The sequence below is a fragment of the Sphingomonas asaccharolytica NBRC 15499 genome, assembly GCF_001598355.1.
Taxonomy (GTDB): Bacteria; Pseudomonadota; Alphaproteobacteria; order Sphingomonadales; family Sphingomonadaceae; genus Sphingomonas; species Sphingomonas asaccharolytica.
Genome location: NZ_BCYU01000166.1, coordinates 1 through 2,073 on the forward strand (window position 1 = coordinate 1; position 2,073 = coordinate 2,073).

General features: G+C 66.1%; 1 protein-coding gene. It reads right to left on the minus strand.

The window, feature by feature from the left end; translation table 11 throughout:
• Positions 1 to 36: 36 nt before the first annotated feature.
• Positions 37 to 1,953 carry a S9 family peptidase gene (locus SAS01S_RS21855; RefSeq protein ID WP_066813325.1) on the minus strand — a complete coding sequence of 639 codons (1,917 nt, stop codon included), beginning with the start codon at positions 1,951 to 1,953 and terminating at the stop codon, positions 37 to 39.
• Between the last annotated feature and the right edge of the window lie 120 nt (positions 1,954 to 2,073).

Sequence of the window (2,073 nt, forward strand, 5' to 3'; positions counted from 1 at the left end):
TTTCGCGGGGATGACGAGGAAGGTGCTTAGCCTCCGCTACTTCCCCAGATACTTATCGAACCACGCCACCGTGCGGCGCTGGACGTCGGCGGCGTGTTCGGTGCCGCGGATGCCATGGCCTTCGTCGGGATAGATCACCAGGCTGGTCGGCACGCCGAGTTCCTTGAGCGCGTGCCAATATTCGATCGATTGGGTCGGCGGCACTTCGATGTCGCGTTCGCCGACATAGATGAAGGTCGGGGTCCTGGCCTTCTTGATATAGGTGATCGCCGACGCCTTCACATAAGGCTCGGGATCGTCATAGGCGGACTTGCCGAAGAACGGGATCATCCACTGGTCGATGCCGTTGGTGCCGTAATAGCTGATCCAGTTCGACAGGCCGGCGCCCGCGACGATCGCCTTGAAGCGGTTGGTCTGGGTGTTCGCCCACATCGCCATGAACCCGCCATAGCTGCCGCCGGTCAGGCCGAGCCGATTGTCGTCGACCGGCGCGACCTTCTCGACCGCGTCGATCCCGGCCAGGATGTCGCGCAGGTCGCCGCCGCCGAAATCGCGGCGATTGGCCATGGTGAACGCCTCGCTTTGGCCATAGCTGCCGCGCGGATTGGGCAGGAACACGTAATAGCCGGCGCGGATCAGGTGCGCCGACAAGCCCGTCGCCGGGATGAAATTGGGTACGTTCGCGGAGGCCGGCCCGCCATGGACGACGGTGATCATCGGCGCCTTGCGCGCGGGATCGGCAGTGAGCGGCGTCAGCAGCCAGCCCTGGACGTCGTAACCGTCATTCTTCCAGATGATGCTGCGCGCTTTGACCAGCGCGGCCTGGCCGTCATTGTCGGTGGTGATCTTGCGCGGACCGCGCGCCGGCCCGGCATAGATAGCGGGGGCGTGCTCATAGTCGGAAACGACCGTCGCGATGGCCGCACCATCGGCGCTATAAGCGGCGCGTCCGTCGCCCGCGGCGAAGCTCGACGGTTGCGCCCATAATATGGTCGTGCCCTTGGCGCCCGGCGCCGCGATCTGCATGTCGGGGCCGGCCAGCCGCGTCGCGCGCAAGCCGCCTTTGGTCCAGCTGAGCGACGTGACGGTCGCCTTGTCGCCTTTGGTCATATCGACCGGCTCGCCGCCGGCGAACGGTACCGTCCAGATGTCGCCGCCGACCGAGCCGAAATCGCTCATCAGTCCGCCGATATAGGCGATTGTCTTGCCGTCGGGCGAGACGCGCGGCGCGTTGATCTGGGTCTTGGGCTGCGCGATCGGGCGCACCGCGCCGGTTGTCGCGTCGATCGCGTCGAGCGTCGCTACCCACCAATTATTGTCGCCATCGCCGAGCGCGGTAGTCGCGACGAAGCCGCTGCCGTCCGGGGTCCAGCTATATTCGTAGACATAGCGGTCGGCGGGAGAAACCGGCTTGACCTCGGTCACCGGCGCGCCCGTCAGATTGAACACCGCCAGCCGCTGTTCGTCGCTCTTCTCGCCGATCTCGCCGATTTGTCGGACGCCGGGCTGAGTCGCGCCCGATTCCTTGGCGGCATTGAGCGTCACCAGCAACGCGATCTTCCTGCCGTCGGGCGAGAAACGCGGGGTCTGGGCAATACCCTTCACGCTGGCGATGGTGCGCGTCGTCTTGCCGTCGGCCAGCGCCAGCGTGACGGTGCCCGTGGCGCGATCGCGCTGCAGATAGGCAAGCGTACCGCCGGGGCCGAAAGTCAGTCCCGAATAGCTGCATTGCGCGCAGGGATCGATCGTGGTCAGGATCCTGCCGTCCTTGGCCGACCGCACGACGATCCGGCCATGCGCGGACTTGGCGGCAGTGGCGTCTTCATTTTCCTCGACGCTGGCGACGCGATCGCCCGCGGCGGACAGCGCGAGCCCGGAATAGGAATGAAGCGGCGCCGCGAGCGCGGGAGCGGCGGTGGCGGCGAGCAGGACGGCGGCAAGAGCAAGACGCATCGGCGACTCCATGGGGAGGAGGAGCGATCGATACGCCGTCGGTACCGATAGGCAAGCCCGTGAAGGAGACCATTATCGAATCGCTAAAAAGCCCTCTCCCGCGTGCGGGTGCGCCGGGTC

Excerpts from the sequence above, each read along its gene's own strand:
- SAS01S_RS21855 (WP_066813325.1), bottom strand. The coding sequence starts at position 1,953 with ATGCGTCTTGCTCTTGCCGCCGTCCTGCTCGCCGCCACCGCCGCTCCC.